Here is a 17,180-nt window from a genome sequence, read left to right as displayed (position 1 = left end):
AGGACCTCGCGGGGCGCCGGTGCCTCGCTCCTCTGTTCAGGCGAAGCGTTCTATCGTGACGGGGATCAGCCCCTGCTCCCGGATCGCCTGCCGGTGGTGGTGGAGCAGCGCCCCGACGGCGGAGGACGGGCCGGTGCCCAGGCGCACGGTCACATCGAGGCACCAGGCGATGCCCGGCCCGATCCGGCGCAGCTCCCAGGTGAGGACGTGGCCGACGACGGTCGCCGTCGCCGTGCCGACCACGCGCGTCCGTGGATCCGCAGGGTCGCCGGCCGGCTCCAGCCTCAAGGCCTGCCACAGGTTCGCCAGACCGCGCTCGCCGAGCTCTCCGGCGAACAGGATGCGGTAGAGGCGCGGCCCGCCGCCACCCGGGGGGCCCAGATCGAGCGGAGCGGCGGCGGGCAGGGGCTGACCGTCGTGGAAGAGGCCGCGGATGCTCGCTTCCCGCGGCAGCTCGCCCCCGCCGAGCATCGTGTAGGCGTCGCCGGCCTCGCGGCGGCTCACCGCGACCACCCGCTCACGCAGCAGGGGGTCGACGCGGATACCGCGGCTCGACGCCGGAGAGTCACGCCAGGCGCCGGTCGCCGGCGTCCACTCGACGCTGTCGAGACCGGCCGCGGTGTAGTCGTCGCACAGGAGGAACTCCTCGATCAGGTTTCCCGACGGAGGTGCTCCCCGGCCCCGGTCGTCTGCCCCGGCGAAGACCAGATAGTAGTCCAGTGACGTGCCGCCGCCGTCCACCGCGACCGGCGGCCCGTACCGCGCGTTCCCGTCCACGGTCAAATGATCCTCCGGAGGGGGAGGCCGGGGCAACGTGACCCGCCCGGCCGATCGGCGGGGCTCAGGCGAGCCGCTCGGGGTAGCAGCCGCGGGCTTCGTCCGTCATGCCCGAAAAGGGCCGCACGCCGGCGGTGGTTCAGCCGGCGGCGGTGTCGCGGATCCGGCCGTGGGCGTCGTGCGGGAGGTCGGCATAGTGCCACTGGTGGTCCCGGGCGTGCTTGCAGGCCGTCTCCAGGTCGCCGCGCTCGATCGCCGCCAGCAGTTCGGCGTGGTCACGGCTGATGTCGTGGAGGTCGACGTCGGTCGCGAGCATCGTGACCGACGTGCGCGCCTCGATCTGCAGGCCCTCCCACGAGAGCCTGAGCAGCTCGTTTCGGGCGGCCTCGACGATGTGCCGGTGGAAGGACACACTCGCCCGCGCCGAGGCCTCACCGTCACCCTCGGCGGCCGCGGCGACCATCGCCTCCACCTCCGATCGGAGTGCCTCCACCGGAACCGTCCCGGCGAGCAGGGCCAGGCGGACGGCCGTCTCCTCCAGCGCGGCCCGCACGACGTAGCTCTCCCGGAGCGTCTCGTGGACGAAGGGGCGCACGAAGGTGCCCCGGCGCGGCTGGGTCTCCACCAGCCGCATGACCTCCAGCTCGCGCAGCGCCTCGCGGACGGGAGCCTGGCTGGTGCCGTACGTCGCGGCGAGCCGCGTCTCCACCAGCCGCTCGCCGGGCCTGAACTGGCCGGAGACGATCCGGCTGACCAGCGAGTCGCGGATCTGCCGCGACAGCGTCAGCCTCGGCAACATGGAGGGCTCTTCGGTCATGGAGCGCATCCTATCGAGCGTCGATTCTCGCTCAACGATCACCTCTTGACGCGGGGACGAAGCCCGATTTACGGTGCCGATAATCAATTATCGATAATTTAACCGGTTGTAACGGAGCAAGCCAGGAGTCCCAGACGTGATGATCCAGGCGGTGCACCTGCCCGAGTCTCCCGAGGCCGCGGCCGTCCACTCCGCGAGGGGCGGATGGATCATGGGCGGCGGCACCGTCGTGATGCCGCTGGTGAACAGCGGGGCCGCGATCAGGAACGAGCTGGTCAGCCTGCGGAGGGCGGGACTGGCCGGGATCGAGGTCCGCGACGGCGTGGCCCGGATCGGCGCGGCCGCTCCCCTGTCCTCCGTCAAGGAGCATCCCGGGCTCGGCTTCCTGCGTCCGGCGTTGCGCACGATCGCCTCCCCGACGATCCGCAACCTGGCGACCGTCGGCGGCAACCTGTTCGTCGCGCAGCCGTACGGTGACCTGGCCGTCTGCCTGCTCGCCCTCGGCGCGACGTGTGAGATCACCGGGCCGGGCGGGCGGCGCGAGGCCCCGGTGGCCGACGTGCTCGCGTCGGGGGTCGCCGAGGGCGAGTTCGTCACGGCGGTGGTGGCGGCGCTGCCCGAGCCGGGAACCTGGTACTACCACAAGGCCATGCGCCGCAGGCTGAACTCGGCGTCCATCGTGACCGTCGCCTCCGTGACGCACACCGCGGACGGCGTGGTGACCTCGACCAGGACCGCGCTCGGCGGCGTCGCCCCGCGCCCGGTGCGCGCGGTGTCGGCCGAACGGCTGATGCGGGGCCGCCCGCTGAGCCCCGAGGTCCTGACCGAGGCCGGGCAGGCCGCTCGCGCCGACACCGCGCCCTTCGACGACGCCTACGCCAGCGCGTGGTACCGGTCGCGGGTCCTGCCCGTCCATCTGCGCCGGGCCTTCATCGGCTAGTCGTCTCACCGCACGTGCCCATCCCCCAGAAAGGGCAGGACCATGCCGTCACAGATCGTCTCGCTCGTCGTCAACGGCGAGCCCCGGGAGTTCATCGCCAGACCGGGAACCACACTTCTGACGATCCTGCGCGAGTCGCTGGGGCTCACCGCGGCCAAGCGCGGCTGCGCGCAGGGAAGCTGCGGCACCTGCACCGTGCTGGTCGACGACCGGCCGGCGACCGCGTGCCTGGTCGCGGTGGAGACGGTCGCGGACCACTCGGTCCGCACGCTGGAGGGGGTGGCCTCCGACGGAAACCTCGACGAGGTGCAGAGCTCCTTCGTCGACAACTTCGCCACCCAGTGCGGGTTCTGCACGGCGGGCATGATCATGGTCGCCGAGGCCCTGCTGGACCGCGACCCCGATCCGAGCGAGGAGGACGTGATCGAGGCGATCTCGGGAAACGTCTGCCGGTGCACCGGCTACCGGCCCATCGTGATCGCCATCCTGGACGCGGCCAGGCGCAGGCGCGAAGCGGGCGTCGAGCCGGGACGGCCCGCGGAGGAGGCGGTGTCGCGATGACCTACCGGCTCGCTCCCATCGACAAGCGCCCCTTCGCCGCCGAGCGCGAGGACGACTTCACCGTCATCGGCTCGGTCGTCCAGCGCTCCGACGCGCGGGGGCACGTCACCGGCCGGACCGAGTTCTTCGAGGACGTCGCCCCGCCGGGGCTGCTGCATCTGAAGATGCACCGTTCGGCCCGCCACCACGCCAGGATCCGGGGCGTCGACCTGACCGCCGCCCTCGCGGTGCCGGGCGTCACGCGGATCCTCACCCACGCCGACATCCCGAACAACCTCTACACCCCCCTCAAGCTGATCGGCGTCGGGCCGGACGACGAGCCCATCCTGGCCGTGGACAAGGTCCGCTACCTCGGCGAGCCGATCTGTGCCGTGGTCGCCGAGTCCGAGGCGGCGGCTCTGGAGGGCGCGGCCCGGGTCAGGGTCGACTACGAGGACCTGCCCGCGGTCTTCGACGTCGAGGAGGCCCTGGCGGAGGGGGCGCCGCTGGTCAACGAGTACCACGGCCAGAACTTCTTCAAGTACGAGGGACACCACTGCCGGCGGATCCGCTTCGGCGACGTGGAGAAGGCGTTCGGCCAGGCCGACCACGTCTTCGAGTGGCGCTACGAGTCCGCCCCGATCGAGCAGGCCCCCACGGAGACCACCGGCTGCGTGGTGGTCCCGCAGGCGGACGGCCGGTTGCGCATCCACTCCGACACCCAGGCGTGCTTCTTCACCCTCGACAACACCGCGCTGATCCTGGAGGTCCCGTTCAACAGGCTGCGCATCGTCGGCGGGACGGTCGGCGGCGGCTTCGGCGGCAAGGTCGACGTCACCGTCGAGCCGGTCGCCTGCGTGGCCGCCATGGTGACCGACCGCCCGGTCAAGTTCGTCTACGACAGGGACGAGGAGATGCAGGTCTCCTCGCCGCGCGCGGCCGAGCGCATCTACATCAAGGACGCCGTGATGGACGACGGCCGGATCATCGGCCGAAAGGTCACGCTGTACGTCGACTCCGGCGCCTACGCCCGGCACACGCCGTACGGCACCACCAAGGCCGCCGCCCACCTGCCCGGGCCGTACTCGATCCCCAACGTGTGGGCCGACTGCCACTGCGTGTTCACCAACCGCACGCCGTCCAGCGCCATGCGCGGGTTCGGGGTGACCATCGGCGACTTCGCGCTGGAGTCGCAGATGGACCGGGTCGCCAGGGCGCTGTCCATGGACCCGCTGCGGCTGCGCCTCCTCAACGCCTACCGCGACGGGGACCTCAAGGCCCACCGCAAGGTCGCCGAGGGCACGGCCCTGGTCGAAGTGATCCAGAAGACCGCGGAGCTGGTCGGGCACGAACTGCCCGAGGCGTACCGCCGCATGTCCTCGACGACACGAGAAGGGCTGTAGGCCATGGCCAAGCTGCGCGGGCGCGGGTACGCCTCGGTGAACTACCCGACCGGTATGAACCTCGGCGGCGACCCCTCACAGGCGCTGATCCACTCCACGACCACGGGCACGTTCGTGATCACGCTGTCCTCGGTGGACCTCGGCCAGGGCATCAAGACGATCGCCGCGCAGTGCGCGGCCGAGACGCTCGGCCTGCCGATCGAGAACGTCCTGGTCGACACCGCCGACACCGACACCGGCCCGCACTGCATGGGAACCTTCGCCAGCCGGGGCACCCACCGCGTCGGCAACGCCGTCATCATGGCGGCGGCCGAGGCGCGCGGCGTGATGCTGGAGGTCGCCGCCGAGGAGCTGGAGGTCGACGCCGCGGACCTGGAGACCGACGGCACCGGCGTCATCAAGCTGAAGGGCTCGGACGAGAAGAGCATCCACATCACCGACCTGGCGCTGGCCGCGCACTTCAAGCACGGCCGCACGATCTCCGGGCGCGGCATTTTCCTCAAGGAGCCGAGCACGCCGGTGCCCGAGACGGGAGAGATGGACCCCGACTCGTGCCAGGCGCACGCGTGCACGGCCGCCGTCGTCGAGGTGGACGACGAGACCGGGGTCATCGAGGTGCTGGAGCTGTACAACGTCTACGAGATCGGCCGGGCGCTCAACCCGGCCATGGCGACCCAGCAGGTCGAGGGCGGAGCCTGGATGGGCCTGTCGCACGCCCTGTTCGAGACCACCGAGCCCTACTACCCGCGACGCGACCACGGGCCTCGCGACTTCGCCGAATATCTCATGCCCGGCCCGGCCGACCTCCCCGCGCAGCACAGCCTGTTCCTGGAGCGCCCCGCGGGCAACGGCCCCTACGGCGCCAAGGGCATCGGCGAGATGACCGCCAACGCGCCGATCCCGGCCATCGCCAACGCCGTCTTCGACGCCTGCGGCGTGCGCCTGACGGCGATGCCGTTCACCCCCGAACGTGTCCTGCGCGGGCTGGACGCCCTCCGCCAGGACGCCTGAAAACCCACCAAATATGGAGGAATCAATCAATATGCTGAAAGTCGTATCGCTGCTCAAGCGCGCGGAGAACATCTCCCACGAGGAGTTCGCGAAGTGGGTCGTGGAGGAGCACATCGAGTTCGCCAGGAAGCTCCCCGGACTGCGCAAGTACACGGTGAGCGTCAGCAACGGCGAGGACGCGCCGTTCGACTCGGTGAACGAGCTCTACTTCGACGACGAGGACGCCCGGGCCGCCGCGTTCGGCTCCGAGCACGGCAAGGCCGCCGCGGCCGACGCCGCCGCGCACACCGCCCAGCGGGTCCACCTGCTCACGACCGAGCACTCGCAGTTGTGACATCCGGCAGGCCCTTCGCGACGCCCGACGGATCCTCCGTGGCACCCGGGGGATCCCCCGTGGCACCCGGCGGATCCGTCGCGAGGCCCGACGGGTCATCCGTGACGTCTGTCGGGTCCTCCGTGGCGCCGGCTCTCCTGGACGAGCGCGAGCTCGCCGCGACACTCGAACGGGAGGGGTACTTCGCCGACGAAGGGCTCTGCACGGCCATCCACCTGGCACTGCGGCTGAACCGGCCGCTGCTGCTGGAGGGAGAACCGGGCGTCGGGAAAACCGAGGTCGCCTCGGTGCTCTCGCGCGTCGTCGGCCGGAACCTCATCCGGCTCCAGTGCTTCGAGGGCCTGGACTCCGGCCAGGCGCTGTACGAGTGGGACTATCCCAAGCAGCTCCTCCAGGTCCGGGTCGCCGAGAGCCGCGGCCAGGAGGTCGGCGACCTCTACCGTGAGGAGTTCCTGCTGCGGCGGCCGCTGCTCCGGGCCCTTGAGTCCGACCACGGCGCGGTCCTGCTGATCGACGAGATCGACCGCGCCGACAGCGAGTTCGAGGCGTTCCTGCTGGAGTTCCTGGGTGACTTCCAGATCACGATCCCGGAGCTGGGCACCGTCCGGGCGCGCACGCCGCCGATCGTGGTGCTGACCTCCAACCGGACCCGCGAGCTGCACGACGCCCTCAAACGACGGTGCCTCTACCACTGGATCGCCTTCCCCGAGGTCGACCGCGAGCGGGCGATCCTGCGCGCGGCCGTGCCCGGTCTGGAGGAGCGGGCGGCGGAGGGGCTGGTGCGCGCGGTTCAGCGGGTACGCGGGTTGCCGCTGCTCAAACGGCCCGGCATCGCAGAATCGGTGGAGTGGGCCCGGGGCGCGACGGCCCTGGCCGAGGGCGGCAGCCCATGGCCCGTGGCGCTGCGCCGCGCTCTCGGCCTGCTCATCAAGGACGAGGAGGACACCCGGCTGCTCCTCGGGCACGCGGAGGAGCTGTTCGGCGATGCCTGAGTCCTTCCTCTCCGTCGGCCACGCGGGGGCGGTCGGCGATGCCTGATCCCACCGTCCCCGCAGACCCCACGGAGGTGTCCGGCGATGCCTGAACCCATCGCCCTCGCCGCCGGTCACCTGTGGGGGTTCCTGTCCGCGCTGCGCGCCGCGGGCGTGACCACCGCGCTGCCGAAACAGGCCGACCTGCTGCGGGTCATCGACGCCTCGCCACCGCGCGACCTGACCGCCCTGTACTGGTACGCCCGGATCACCCTGCTGCACGACGTCGGCGAGCTGGGCGCGTTCGACCGGGTCTTCGACGCGTGGTTCCGGCAGGGCGGCCTTCAGGACGTGGTCCCGCCACCGGCCTCGGAGAGCGACGTGCCCTCCCCCCAGGGACCCGGCGAGGACGACCCCGCGCCACAGGACGTACTGCCCGGCGACGGCACCCGGGCCAGCGCGCTCAGCACGTACGGCAGCCGGGACTTCGGCCCGGACGACGAGCGGCGGCGCTCGGTCATGCGTGACCTGGAGGCCGCCTGGCCCGCCGTACTGCCCTGGGCGCCGTCGCGGCGGCGGCGCCCGGCGCGGTCCGGGGACCGGCTGGACATGCGGCACATCTGGCGGCGGGCGCACCGCCACGACGGAGAGATCGTCGAACTGCGCCGACGCGCCCGGCCCCCACGCCCGCGCCGCCTGCTCATCCTGGTCGACGTCTCGGGCTCGCTGCGGCAGCACACCCCGGACCTGCTCCGCCTCGCGCACACGGCGCTGCGCGCGGCGCCGGCCCGCACCGAGGTCTTCACCTTCGGCACCCGGCTCACCCGGATCACCCCCGCGCTGTCGCACCCGCACCTCGATCGGGCGCTGCGGGCGGTGTCGGGGAAGGTGACGGACGCCGACGGCGGCACGGCGATCGGGGCGGCGCTGCAGGAGTTCCTGAGCGTCCCGCGGTTCACGGCGCTCGCGAGGGGCGCGCTCGTGATCGTGCTCTCCGACGGGCTCGAACGCGGCGACCACGAGCCCATGGTCCGCGCGACCGCCCGCCTGTCGCGCCTGGGACACCGGCTCGTCTGGTGGTCGCCGCTGGCCTGTTCCCCCACCTACAGCCCGGTCACACGCGCCATGGCCGCCCAGCTTCCCAGCCTCGACCACCTCGGCGGCGTGCGCGACCTGCCCACCGGCCTGGCGGAGGTCCGCCGCCTCCCGGCCGTCCTGTCCGGCCCCCGGCGCGCGGCGGCGCGGCGGCGGCCCACCCCACGACCCACGGGAGTCCCCTCATGACCCACGCCGGCGCCCTTCCGTCTCCCGGGATCGTCGACGCGCACCACCACATCTGGCGCGCCGCCGACCTGCCCTGGCTCCAGGGAGAGATGGTCCCGCGCATCTTCGGCCCGTACGAGCCGATCCGCCGCGACTACCCGGTGTCGGAGTACGTCGAGGAGGCCACCGCCTGCGGCATCACGTCGGCGGTCTATGTGCAGGCCAACTGGCCGCTCGACCGCTCCCTGGACGAGGTGCGCCGGCTGCGCGAGACGCACGCCGAGACCGGCTGGCCCACGGCCGTGATCGGCTCGGCGGACCTGTTCGACGAGGGCGCGGCGGACGTGATGCGCCGCCAGGCCGAGCTCACCCCGCTCATGCGGGGCACCCGGCTGCAGTTGCACTGGCACGAGCGGCCGGAGTTCCGTTTCGCCTCCTCCCCCGACCGCATGAAGGACCCCGTCTTCCGCCGCAACATCGCCTCGCTCGCCGACCTCGGCTGGCTGTTCGAGCTCCAGGTCTTCGCCGGTCAGATGGCCGACGCCGCGAGCTTCGTCGACGACTTCCCCGACGTCACGTTCGTGCTGGTCCACGCGGGAATGCTCGACGACTCCGAGCCCTCCAGGGTCGCGGAGTGGACCCGCGGGCTGAGACTCCTGGCCGAGCGCCCCAACGTCGTGGTGAAACTCACCGGCCAGGGCACGTTCGTGCATCGGGTGGACCGGTCGCTGATCGAGACGGTCGCGGCCACCTGCCTGGAGCTCTTCGGCTCCCACCGCTGCATGTGGGGAAGCAACTTCCCCATCGAGAAGCTCTGGACGGACCTGCCCACCCTGGTCTCCACGTGGCGGGAGGTTCTCTCCCACCGGCCCTCCGAGGTCTCCCGCGACGTGTTCGGCGCGACCGCCCGCCGGGTCTACCGCCTTTGACGTCCTCCCCGCCCCGGACCCGCCCGCGGGGCGATCACGAGCCGCCCACGCGCGGGGCTCTCAGAGGAGGTGGAAAGGCGGGCCGTGTGTGCAGCCGGAAGGGGGGTTGTTGCCGCTGATGTCGAAATCGGCGCAGGTGAGGAACAGGTAATTGAACTTGCCGAGCAGGAAGGCCAGGACTCCGACGGCGATCGTGACGGCGATCGCCCGCAGCCGGTGCAGTTCGGGGAGCTCGGCGTAGTCGGGCAGCAGGATCCTCGACAGCAGCCACGTCAGTGTCGGCGCGCCCACCAGGGTGAGCACCACCTCGAAGTAGTGGAGGTAGCGAAACCCGTGAGCTCTCGGCGCCACGACGGCCAGGACGACCCAGACCGAGGGCAGTGCCAGGGCGACCCAGCCTCCCCAGGGCAGCGCACCTCTGGTGCGCAGCATCAGACCCGAGAGCAGCACCGCCGTGGCCACGGCCCAGATTCCCAGCACGGCGTCGAAGAAGACGGCGCCGTACGCGCCCAGCGTGAACGCGGGCCACAGGATGACGAGCGTGCCACCCGCCGTCGCCGCCGCGGTGGCCCGGAGGCTGGGGTCGATTTCGGGGAAGCCGCGCTTCCCTTGCGGGCGGGGATCGCGGGACGCTCCATCGACCATGTTCGCTCCAGCCGCTCGGCACCAACCATCGGGGCGAGCCGCTGAACTCATGCTTTCGGGCACGACGCACGCTCTTCGGCAATATAGAGAGGCGCGGCGCGTCCCCGGTTCGGCAACTCACCGGCCGTACCGAGAAATTGACGATGTTTCCGCCGGCCGGCGGGACGGCACGCGAAAAGCCGTCGGAGATCGACAAGCCGCCCGGCGGTTGGGCGCCCCCGGCTCGCCGAGGTCAGTTCGGGCCGTCGAGCCGGGGCTCCTCGTGCGGGGCGCTCTTGAGCTCGTGGAAGCCCGGGGTGCCGGCCACCAGCAGCGTCCCGTCCCACAGACGACCGGCCTGCTCGCCGGTGGCGATCCGGGAGATGACCGGGCCGAAGAACACGACGCGCTCACCGTCGGCGCCGGTGACGGCGACCACCGGGGTGCCGACGTGGTCACCGATCAGGCCGATGCCCTCGGCGTGCGAGGCGCGCACCACGTCGTCGTAGGCCGTCGACATGCCGGACTCGGCGAGTTCGAGCGGCAGTCCGGCCGCGGTCAGAGCGTCGTGCAGGGAACCGGGCCAGTCCTGTCCGCGTTCGCGCCCGACGGTCCACATCGCGGTGTACAGCCTCACGAGCGCCTCCTGGCCGTACTCCTGCCGCACTGCGGCGCAGATCCGCACGGGCACCCACAGATAGCCCTCCGTGTCGCCCTCCGGATCCTCGTCGCGGCCCTCGTTGAGCACCGACAGGCTCATCACGTGCCAGCGCACCTCGACCGGCCGGACCTTCTCGACCTCCAGCAGCCACCGGGAGGTGATCCAGGTGTACGGGCAGGAGGGGTCGAACCACAGGTCCGCGATCGCCTTGTCCGCCGGCATGAACTCTCCGATCATCTGCTGTGAGGGCCTTGGAACCGGGACGGCTACGGAGCTTATCGACAACCCCCGACGAACCACCAGAAGCGACCATCAGTCGCGCATGGCACGGATCAGCACGGGCATCGCGACCAGCAGGGCGATCCCTCGCAGCACCCCCGCGACGGGGTACGGCGCTCGCAACCCGAACGTGTGCGCCACCAGCCCGCCGGCCAGCGCCCCGAGCGGGATCAGTCCCCAGCCGAGCATCTTGTAGACGCTGTTGACCCGGCCGAGCATCTCGGAGGGCACGATCCGCTGCCGGAGACCGACGGTCACGATGTTCCAGAGGGTGATGACGAAGCCGTTGACCGCCAGCAGGGCGCCGAGCACGAGCGCGTTCGGGCTCAGCCCGATCCCGACGAAGACGACGACGTTCACGGCGAGCGCGGTGAGGAGCGTGGGAAGCTCACCGGCCCTGCTGACGACGCGCGCGCCGGCCAGGCCGCCGAGCAGGCTGCCGATCGCGGCGCCGGCGAGCAGCAGGCCGTAACCGCGCGCGTCGAGGTGCAGGGTCTGGGTCGCCAGCAGGACGAGGGTGACGTTGCCGAGCTGGCCGCAGAAGGTGTTGACCCCGAGCAGGATCGCGAGGGTGCGCAGCAGCCGATGACGGGCCAGCCGGCGAAGGCCGTCCGCTATGGCCGCGCGCATCGGCGGGTGCCCGGCCTGCCGGCGACCGCGCCCGGGCAAGGTCGCCAGCAGCGCGGCGGACAGGGCGAACGAGGCGGCGTCCATCCCGAACGGCAGCGCCACGGCGACCGCGAAGAGCAGGCTGCCGATCGGTGGTCCCAGGAACTGGTAGCCGACCGTCGTGATCGTCTGCTGATGGCCGTTCACTCTGTACAGCAGGGGCTTCGCGACGAGGTCCGGCAGGATCGCCTGCGCCGCGTTGGCGAAGACGACCGTGCACGCCCCCAGCCCGAAGGCCATGATCGCGAGCATCGGGATGCCGAGCCGACCGAGCGCGGCAAGGACCGCGACGACACTGACGATCACCGCCTGGATCGCCTGCGAGCGCCACATGAGGCCGGCGCGGTCGTGCCGGTCGACGAGCGCGCCGGCGGGGAGGGACAGCAGCAACCAGGGAAGGTACGTCGCCGCGGACACCACCGACACGAGCCGGGGGTCGCGCGTGACCGTGACGGCCAGCAACGGGACGGCCGCGGCGAACGCCCCGTCGCCGACGGCGTTGATGCCCGTCGCCCACCACAACCGCCAGTAGGCCGCGGGCAGGCGCGGCTCGGCGTCGGCCTGTTTCATGTCTGGTTTCATGCCGGGATCGTCCGGTGCCGGGCGCCGTCACGACAGCATTTAGACCACCGCTACATAATCGATTCGTGGCTCTGACGATCGATCTCGGCGTGGCCGAACTGGCGGCGACGCGATTCGCGATCTCACCGCTGTCGGAGACGGTGGCCGGCCTGCAGCAACTGGGTGACATCGATCGGCACCCGATCAACCTGCGGTGGCTGCGGTGGGCGGCGGACGAACTCGCCAGGCGTCCGCTCGACCTCTCCCGCACCCTGCCGCTGCTCGTGAACGATCGGCTGAGCTGGCCGGAGTTCCTCGTCCCCGCCCCGCTCGGCACGGGGGCCTCCATCGAGGACGATCTGGCGGCGTTGCGGAGAACGACCGCTCATCAGGTGCGCGCCAGCCTCCGGCGAGTGTTCGGCGACGAACCCCCTGACGCCGTCGCCGCGCTCGCCGCGCGGCCGGCGGCGGGCCTGCGGGCGATCGCCGCGGAACTGCGGGCGGCGCACGACCGGCTCGTCGCGCCGCACTGGTCACGGATCCGGGCCGTACTCGAGGCGGACGTCAGCTATCGTGCCAGGCAGTTGACCGCGGGTGGCGCCGAGAGGTTGTTCACCGACCTTCACCCGGATCTGCGCTGGCGAGACGGCCGGCTGATGCTGCGGGAAGTGCGCTGGCTGACCGAGCGCGTCGTGAATCGCGGTCCGGGTGGGCTGGTTCTCATCCCGGTCGTTCTCGGCTCGCCCTACGTGCTGATCAAGAAGAGCACCTCCACTCAGACCACGGTGCGATATCCGGCACGGGGCGTCGGGGCGCTGTGGACCGCGGGGACGCGGCCTCCCGCGGCCAGTGCGGTCCGGTTGCTCGGCCGGGCGCGGGCCGAACTCCTGGAGGAGCTGCGGTCGCCCGCGACGACGACGGACCTGGCTCGCGCGCTCGGCGTCACGCCCAGTGCGGTGTCGCAGCACCTTGCCGTGTTACGCGAGAGCGGGCTGGTCGCGCGCGAGCGATCCGGGCGCAATGTTCTGTACCTGACGACCGATCTCGGGGCGTCCTTGAGCGGAACGACTTCCTGAGCCCCGCCGGCCGGACGACACTCACGGAACGATCCGAGGCCGGACACGTGGGAGAGGAGTCCCGCGCCTGCGCTCCCCAAGGACGGCCCGACGCCTGGAGACCGGTAAAAGTGGGCCTACCGGTGATCGTCGGGGCGTGGTACATCCACCTAGACAGATTAATCTTCTAGTGGAGGCGCCCGATGAGGTCACTTCGGCTCGGAGTCACGGTTCTGATGGTCGCGGCCGTCTCGGTCGTCTGGTCACCGCCCGCCGCGGCGACAGCCTGCGCCCCACCCACACCCAGCGAGACCCAACCCGGATACACCGTGGCCGACCCGTGGTGCGAGTATCCCTCCGGCAGGCCCTTCACCGCGCTGCCGGGCGCCACCGCCCACGCGGGCGTCAAGCAGGGCGCCGCCTACCGGATCGAGGTCCCCGCGAACTGGAACGGTGAGCTGGTCCTGTACGCCCACGGCTACCGGGGCACCGACACCACCGTCTACGTCGACAACTCCCCCCTGCGTGCCCACCTCATCGCCCGGGGATACGCCTGGGCCGCCTCCAGTTACCAGACCAACGGCTACGACGTCGGGCAGGGCGTCAAGGACTCGCACGCGCTGATCGCGCTGGCGCGCCAGGTCACCGGCAAACCCGCGCGCCGCGTCTACATGACCGGTTTCTCGATGGGCGGGCACGTCGCCGCGGTCGCCGTCGAGCACTACCGCAGGACGTTCGCCGGGGCGCTTCCCGCGTGCGGCGTCCTCGGCGACACCGAGCTGTTCGACTACTTCAACGACGCCAACGTGACGGCCGCCGCGCTCACCGGGACGCGGACCGACTTCCCGCTCTCCCCCGCGCCCGAGTACCAGCAGACCTACGCCGATCGAGTCCTCGGCCTGCTGCCCAAGCTCGGCAGCGGTTTCAACCAGGGCACGCCTCCGGCGCTGACCAAACTGGGCAGGACCTGGAGCGACGCGGTCGAGCAACGCAGCGGCGGCGACCGCCCCGGATTCGACTCCGCCTTCGCCTACTGGAACGCGATCGGCCGCGCGCCGCTCACCCAGATCCCGTTCCTGTTCGGCATCTACCCGGGCCTGACCGGGGGCACCGCGAACATCTCCAAGGGCAACGTCGTGGACAACCGGCGAACGGTCTACCAGCTCGACGACCGGTCCAGCCTGACGAGAGCCGAGCGCGAGCTCAACCGTGACGTGCTGAGGGTCGCCGCCACCGACCGGCCGAGCCGCGGCCTCGACGGCTTCCCCGCGGTGGAGGGCGACCCCCGCATTCCCGTGCTCTCCCTGCACAACATCGGCGACCTCTTCGTCCCCTACTCGATGGAGCAGATCTACGCGGACCGTACGGCGCGCAACAGGCAGTCCGGCAACTTCGTCTCCCGGGCGATCAGGGCCGTCGGTCACTGCGACTTCACCCAGGGCGAGCTGACCCGGGCCTTCGACGATCTGGTCACCTGGGTCGAAAAGGGGAAGCGTGCGGCGGGCGACCAGGTCCACCACACGTCGAAGCCTGATTTCGGCTGCCGCTTCACCGAGGTGAGCCGCCCGGCCTTCGTCGCACCGGCCTGCCGCTGAGTCCCCTGTCGGGCGGCCCTCTCCGTACGGAGAGGGCCGCCCGGACACCCGTGACCGGTGCGCGGCCGTACGGGAGCGGCCGTTCACTCGTCCCGGAGTTCCTCCGGCCGCAGCGCCCCGCGCAGGATGGGCCGGGCGGCCCGCGCCACCAGCAGCGCGGCCAGCACTCCTGCCCCCGCCATGATCACCGCCCGGCCGGCGGCGAAGCCGAGCGCCTCCGGCACCTGACCGTAGACGTCCGGCAGCGACAGGACGACCATCGCCACCCCGGCGACGGCGGCCACGGCGCACACCGGCAGCGCCGCGATGAGCGCCTGGCGGGTGAGGACCCGGCCCAGCGCGGAACCGGGCGTCCCCGAGGCGGCCAGGACCGCGAACGAGCGCCGGCGATCGAGCAGTTCCTCCGCCTGGTGCACCACGAGGGCGGCGGCGGAGGTGACCAGCGCGACCAGCAGGGCGAGGTCCACCAGCAGGTAGGTCACGTCGTAGGAGGCGCCGGGACCGCCCCGCAGGAAGATGGGTCCCTGCTGGGCGCCCACGGCGGAGCCGAAGAACACGGTCAGTCCCACCACCGAGAGCGCACGGGCCCATCCCCGGGGGTCGGCCTCGACCATCCGGGCGGCCAGCAGGGTCTCCGCCGCCTCGGTACGGTGGCCCACCCGCCGGGCGGCCATCCTGATCAGCCACGCGGCGCCGAGGACGAGACCGAACACCACGAGCACCACGCCGACCGCGACCGACAGCACCGCGACGTACGGCCCGCCGGGGAACCTGCCCTTGGCGGTGAATCCGGCGACGACCATCCCGGCGCCCACCGCGACCAGCAGCAGGTCGAGCGCCCGGGGGCCGGCCGGTCGCGTCCGCCGGACCACACCCAGCGGGGAGGTCACCACGTGCCGCCCGGCCATCAGTCCGGCCAGCGCCCCGCCGAGCGTCACCGCGGCGAGGATCGCCAGTGCCTGCGCCGGCGGGACCGGGGGCACCTCGCCCTCCAGCGACCACGACAGCGTCAGATTGACCACCAGGTACAGCGCGGCGCCGGACAGCCCGCCCAGAAACGCCTGCCGCCCGCTCTCGTAGGCTCCGATCAGGCGCACCTCGCGCGGTGTGGCCCCGGCCAGCCGGAGCGCGGCCAGCCGCCGCTCCCTCGTCGCGGTGGCCAGCCGGCTCACCTGGTGGACGAAGGCCATCGCGGGCACGACCAGCAGGGCCAGTGCCAGCGCGGTGAGCAGCCGAGCCTCCTGCGTGGCAAGGACGCCCAGGTAGTCGAACGGCGCTTCGACGAGGATGCCCAGTTGCGGTTCGAGCCTCGTACCGCGCCCGAACGCCAGCAGGTTCACCCCCGCGCACAGCAGGAATGTCGCGAGCGCCGCCCCCGCGGCCATGAGACGCCCCCGTACCCGTTCCTGCCGCGACCCGCCCCTGGCGAGCATTCGCGTCACGGTGATCACACGGTCACCCCGTCCAGCGTGCCGTCGCGCAGCGCGATCTCCCGGTCGGCGTAGGCGGCCACCCGGTTGTCGTGGGTGACGATCACCAGCGTGGTGCCGTCCACGCGCGCCGCGCCGACGAGCTCGCCCATCACCTTCTCTCCGGCCAGCGAGTCGAGCGCGCCCGTCGGCTCGTCGGCGAAGACCACCCGCGGGCCGGTGACCAGCGCGCGGGCCACGGCGACCCGTTGCAGCTCGCCGCCGGACAGCTCGCCGGGTCGCCGATCGGCGCAGTCGGCCACCTCCAGTCTCTCCAGCCAGGACCGGGCGGTCAGCAGCGACTCCCGGCGGCCGATCCGGTTGAACAACAGCGGCAGCGCCACGTTCTCCTCCGCGGTCAGTTCCGGGACCAGCCGGCCGGACTGGAAGACGACCCCGAAACTCTGCCTGCGCAGGTTCGTGCGATCGGCCTCGTCGAGGGTGTCGACGCGCCGCCCGTCGAGGCTGACCTCCCCCGAGTCCGGGCGGATGATCCCGGCCAGGCAGTGCAGCAGGGTGGACTTGCCCGAGCCGCTCGGCCCGGTGATCGCGACGATCTCTCCCTTGCCGACCTTCGCGGACACGCCGTCCAGGGCGACGGTCCGGGCGAAGGTCTTGCGCAACGCGCGTGCTTCAAGCATCGATTTCCTTCTCAAGGTCCGTGAGTCGTTCCATGGCCGTCTCGATCCAGCGCAGGTCGGCGTCGAGGTGCTGGAGCGCGTAGTCGGCGGCCAGCGCCTCAGCGGGTGACCCGGACGCCCTCTCCGCGGTGAGTTCGCGCATCCGCGCCAGATGGGCGGCCCGCTGCCTGAGCAGGTAACCGTCGGCGGCGCCACCGGCCACGACCGCCACCACCACGCGCGAGAGGAGCGCGCTGGACACGTGCGGCGCGGGCGCCTCCACCTGCTCCAGCCATCGCGCCAGCTCGGCCAGCCCCTCCTCGGTGATCGCGTACACCGTGCGTTCGGGGCCACCCTCCTGAACGGTCTCCGCGACTTCGGCGAATCCGTCCCGTTGCAGGCGCTGCAACGTCGCGTACACCTGTCCGTAGGCGAGCGGCCTGGCGCCCGGCAGGCGCTGATCGTGCTCGCGTTTGAGCTCGTATCCGTGCTTGGGCCGCTCCGCGAGCAGCCCGAGCACGATGTGTCCGATCGACATGATCATCACTATACATTCAATGAATACATCGCGTGTATAGATGGCGCGGAGATCCGGGTTTCGCGGCGGGCGGGACCGGAGGCCGTGCCGGCGGTCTCCGGGCACGTGGTCCGGGAGTACTTCC

At 71.7% G+C, this 17,180-nt stretch carries 18 protein-coding genes; 10 read left to right on the top strand and 8 right to left on the bottom strand.

Annotated features, from left to right (window positions below; translation table 11 throughout):
• Window positions 1–36 precede the first annotated feature (36 nt).
• Both J2853_RS09055 and J2853_RS09050 read right to left on the bottom strand, forming a co-directional pair.
• A complete protein-coding gene (locus J2853_RS09055) occupies window positions 37–777 on the bottom strand; it encodes a hypothetical protein (RefSeq protein ID WP_307556531.1) in 741 nt (246 codons plus the stop codon).
• 139 nt (window positions 778–916) lie between these two features.
• The gene (locus tag J2853_RS09050) at window positions 917–1,594 is read right to left on the bottom strand and encodes a GntR family transcriptional regulator (protein WP_307556530.1); all 678 of its coding nucleotides are present in this window, start codon (window positions 1,592–1,594) and stop codon (window positions 917–919) included.
• Window positions 1,595–1,733: 139 nt separating this feature from the next.
• Between J2853_RS09050 and J2853_RS09045 the strand changes: the two genes are divergently transcribed.
• The 8 genes from J2853_RS09045 to J2853_RS09010 all read left to right on the top strand — a co-directional run bounded on the left by J2853_RS09045 (window position 1,734) and on the right by J2853_RS09010 (window position 8,985).
• Window positions 1,734–2,534: an FAD binding domain-containing protein gene (locus J2853_RS09045; RefSeq protein ID WP_307568633.1), complete on the top strand. Its 801-nt coding sequence runs from the start codon at window positions 1,734–1,736 to the stop codon at window positions 2,532–2,534.
• 42 nt (window positions 2,535–2,576) lie between these two features.
• Entirely contained in the window at window positions 2,577–3,095 is a 519-nt protein-coding gene (locus J2853_RS09040) for a (2Fe-2S)-binding protein (RefSeq protein ID WP_307556529.1), read from the top strand.
• Window positions 3,092–4,477: a xanthine dehydrogenase family protein molybdopterin-binding subunit gene (locus J2853_RS09035; RefSeq protein ID WP_307556528.1), complete on the top strand. Its 1,386-nt coding sequence runs from the start codon at window positions 3,092–3,094 to the stop codon at window positions 4,475–4,477. Before J2853_RS09040 ends, J2853_RS09035 begins: the two co-directional genes overlap by 4 nt.
• A gap of 3 nt (window positions 4,478–4,480) precedes the next feature.
• Entirely contained in the window at window positions 4,481–5,488 is a 1,008-nt protein-coding gene (locus J2853_RS09030; protein ID WP_307556527.1) for a xanthine dehydrogenase family protein molybdopterin-binding subunit, read from the top strand.
• Between the two features lie 31 nt (window positions 5,489–5,519).
• Window positions 5,520–5,822: an EthD family reductase gene (locus J2853_RS09025; protein ID WP_307556526.1), complete on the top strand. Its 303-nt coding sequence runs from the start codon at window positions 5,520–5,522 to the stop codon at window positions 5,820–5,822.
• A gap of 101 nt (window positions 5,823–5,923) precedes the next feature.
• On the top strand, window positions 5,924–6,814 hold the full coding sequence (locus J2853_RS09020; protein ID WP_307556525.1) for an AAA family ATPase: 891 nt from the start codon (window positions 5,924–5,926) through the stop codon (window positions 6,812–6,814).
• A gap of 84 nt (window positions 6,815–6,898) precedes the next feature.
• Window positions 6,899–8,077 carry a vWA domain-containing protein gene (locus tag J2853_RS09015; RefSeq protein ID WP_307556524.1) on the top strand — a complete coding sequence of 393 codons (1,179 nt, stop codon included), beginning with the start codon at window positions 6,899–6,901 and terminating at the stop codon, window positions 8,075–8,077.
• On the top strand, window positions 8,074–8,985 hold the full coding sequence (locus tag J2853_RS09010) for an amidohydrolase family protein (RefSeq protein ID WP_307556523.1): 912 nt from the start codon (window positions 8,074–8,076) through the stop codon (window positions 8,983–8,985). The genes J2853_RS09015 and J2853_RS09010 overlap by 4 nt, the downstream gene beginning before the upstream one ends.
• 60 nt (window positions 8,986–9,045) lie before the next feature.
• On the opposite strand, the gene J2853_RS09005 is transcribed toward J2853_RS09010, so the two are convergent.
• The 3 genes from J2853_RS09005 to J2853_RS08995 form a co-directional block, all read right to left on the bottom strand.
• Window positions 9,046–9,630, bottom strand: coding sequence for a hypothetical protein (locus tag J2853_RS09005; RefSeq protein ID WP_307556522.1), 585 nt, complete (start codon window positions 9,628–9,630; stop codon window positions 9,046–9,048).
• A gap of 232 nt (window positions 9,631–9,862) precedes the next feature.
• Window positions 9,863–10,492, bottom strand: a complete 630-nt coding sequence (locus tag J2853_RS09000; protein ID WP_307556521.1) for a DsbA family protein — start codon at window positions 10,490–10,492, stop codon at window positions 9,863–9,865.
• A 90-nt stretch (window positions 10,493–10,582) separates the two neighbouring features.
• Window positions 10,583–11,800 carry an MFS transporter gene (locus J2853_RS08995; RefSeq protein ID WP_307556520.1) on the bottom strand — a complete coding sequence of 406 codons (1,218 nt, stop codon included), beginning with the start codon at window positions 11,798–11,800 and terminating at the stop codon, window positions 10,583–10,585.
• A gap of 65 nt (window positions 11,801–11,865) precedes the next feature.
• Between J2853_RS08995 and J2853_RS08990 the strand changes: the two genes are divergently transcribed.
• Window positions 11,866–12,855: an ArsR/SmtB family transcription factor gene (locus J2853_RS08990; RefSeq protein WP_307556519.1), complete on the top strand. Its 990-nt coding sequence runs from the start codon at window positions 11,866–11,868 to the stop codon at window positions 12,853–12,855.
• A 182-nt stretch (window positions 12,856–13,037) separates the two neighbouring features.
• A complete protein-coding gene (locus tag J2853_RS08985) occupies window positions 13,038–14,429 on the top strand; it encodes an alpha/beta hydrolase family protein (protein WP_307556518.1) in 1,392 nt (463 codons plus the stop codon).
• Window positions 14,430–14,512: 83 nt separating this feature from the next.
• Here the strand turns inward: J2853_RS08985 and J2853_RS08980 are convergent, their stop codons facing one another.
• From J2853_RS08980 to J2853_RS08970, 3 genes are read right to left on the bottom strand one after another with little or no spacing between them, the layout of a single operon-like run.
• A complete protein-coding gene (locus tag J2853_RS08980; RefSeq protein ID WP_307556517.1) occupies window positions 14,513–15,880 on the bottom strand; it encodes an FtsX-like permease family protein in 1,368 nt (455 codons plus the stop codon).
• A complete protein-coding gene (locus J2853_RS08975; protein ID WP_307556516.1) occupies window positions 15,877–16,539 on the bottom strand; it encodes an ABC transporter ATP-binding protein in 663 nt (220 codons plus the stop codon). The genes J2853_RS08980 and J2853_RS08975 overlap by 4 nt, the downstream gene beginning before the upstream one ends.
• Complete coding sequence (locus J2853_RS08970; RefSeq protein WP_307556515.1) at window positions 16,532–17,056, bottom strand: PadR family transcriptional regulator; 525 nt, start codon at window positions 17,054–17,056, stop codon at window positions 16,532–16,534. The genes J2853_RS08975 and J2853_RS08970 overlap by 8 nt, the downstream gene beginning before the upstream one ends.
• Window positions 17,057–17,180: the final 124 nt, after the last annotated feature.

The organism is Streptosporangium lutulentum (genome assembly GCF_030811455.1).
Classification (GTDB): Bacteria; Actinomycetota; Actinomycetes; order Streptosporangiales; family Streptosporangiaceae; genus Streptosporangium; species Streptosporangium lutulentum.
Note: the sequence above shows the minus strand (reverse complement) of the source record. Positions and strands in the feature narration are given on the sequence as shown.

Bases quoted from the DNA above. Each gene is read 5' to 3' on its own strand.
- J2853_RS09050 (WP_307556530.1), bottom strand. From the start codon at position 1,594: ATGACCGAAGAGCCCTCCATGTTGCCGAGGCTGACGCTGTCGCGGCAG.
- J2853_RS09045 (WP_307568633.1), top strand. From the start codon at position 1,734: ATGATCCAGGCGGTGCACCTGCCCGAGTCTCCCGAGGCCGCGGCCGTC.
- J2853_RS09040 (WP_307556529.1), top strand. From the start codon at position 2,577: ATGCCGTCACAGATCGTCTCGCTCGTCGTCAACGGCGAGCCCCGGGAG.
- J2853_RS09035 (WP_307556528.1), top strand. From the start codon at position 3,092: ATGACCTACCGGCTCGCTCCCATCGACAAGCGCCCCTTCGCCGCCGAG.
- J2853_RS09030 (WP_307556527.1), top strand. From the start codon at position 4,481: ATGGCCAAGCTGCGCGGGCGCGGGTACGCCTCGGTGAACTACCCGACC.
- J2853_RS09025 (WP_307556526.1), top strand. From the start codon at position 5,520: ATGCTGAAAGTCGTATCGCTGCTCAAGCGCGCGGAGAACATCTCCCAC.
- J2853_RS09015 (WP_307556524.1), top strand. From the start codon at position 6,899: ATGCCTGAACCCATCGCCCTCGCCGCCGGTCACCTGTGGGGGTTCCTG.
- J2853_RS09010 (WP_307556523.1), top strand. From the start codon at position 8,074: ATGACCCACGCCGGCGCCCTTCCGTCTCCCGGGATCGTCGACGCGCAC.
- J2853_RS09005 (WP_307556522.1), bottom strand. From the start codon at position 9,630: ATGGTCGATGGAGCGTCCCGCGATCCCCGCCCGCAAGGGAAGCGCGGC.
- J2853_RS09000 (WP_307556521.1), bottom strand. From the start codon at position 10,492: ATGCCGGCGGACAAGGCGATCGCGGACCTGTGGTTCGACCCCTCCTGC.
- J2853_RS08995 (WP_307556520.1), bottom strand. From the start codon at position 11,800: ATGAAACCAGACATGAAACAGGCCGACGCCGAGCCGCGCCTGCCCGCG.
- J2853_RS08985 (WP_307556518.1), top strand. From the start codon at position 13,038: ATGAGGTCACTTCGGCTCGGAGTCACGGTTCTGATGGTCGCGGCCGTC.
- J2853_RS08975 (WP_307556516.1), bottom strand. From the start codon at position 16,539: ATGCTTGAAGCACGCGCGTTGCGCAAGACCTTCGCCCGGACCGTCGCC.
- J2853_RS08970 (WP_307556515.1), bottom strand. From the start codon at position 17,056: ATGTCGATCGGACACATCGTGCTCGGGCTGCTCGCGGAGCGGCCCAAG.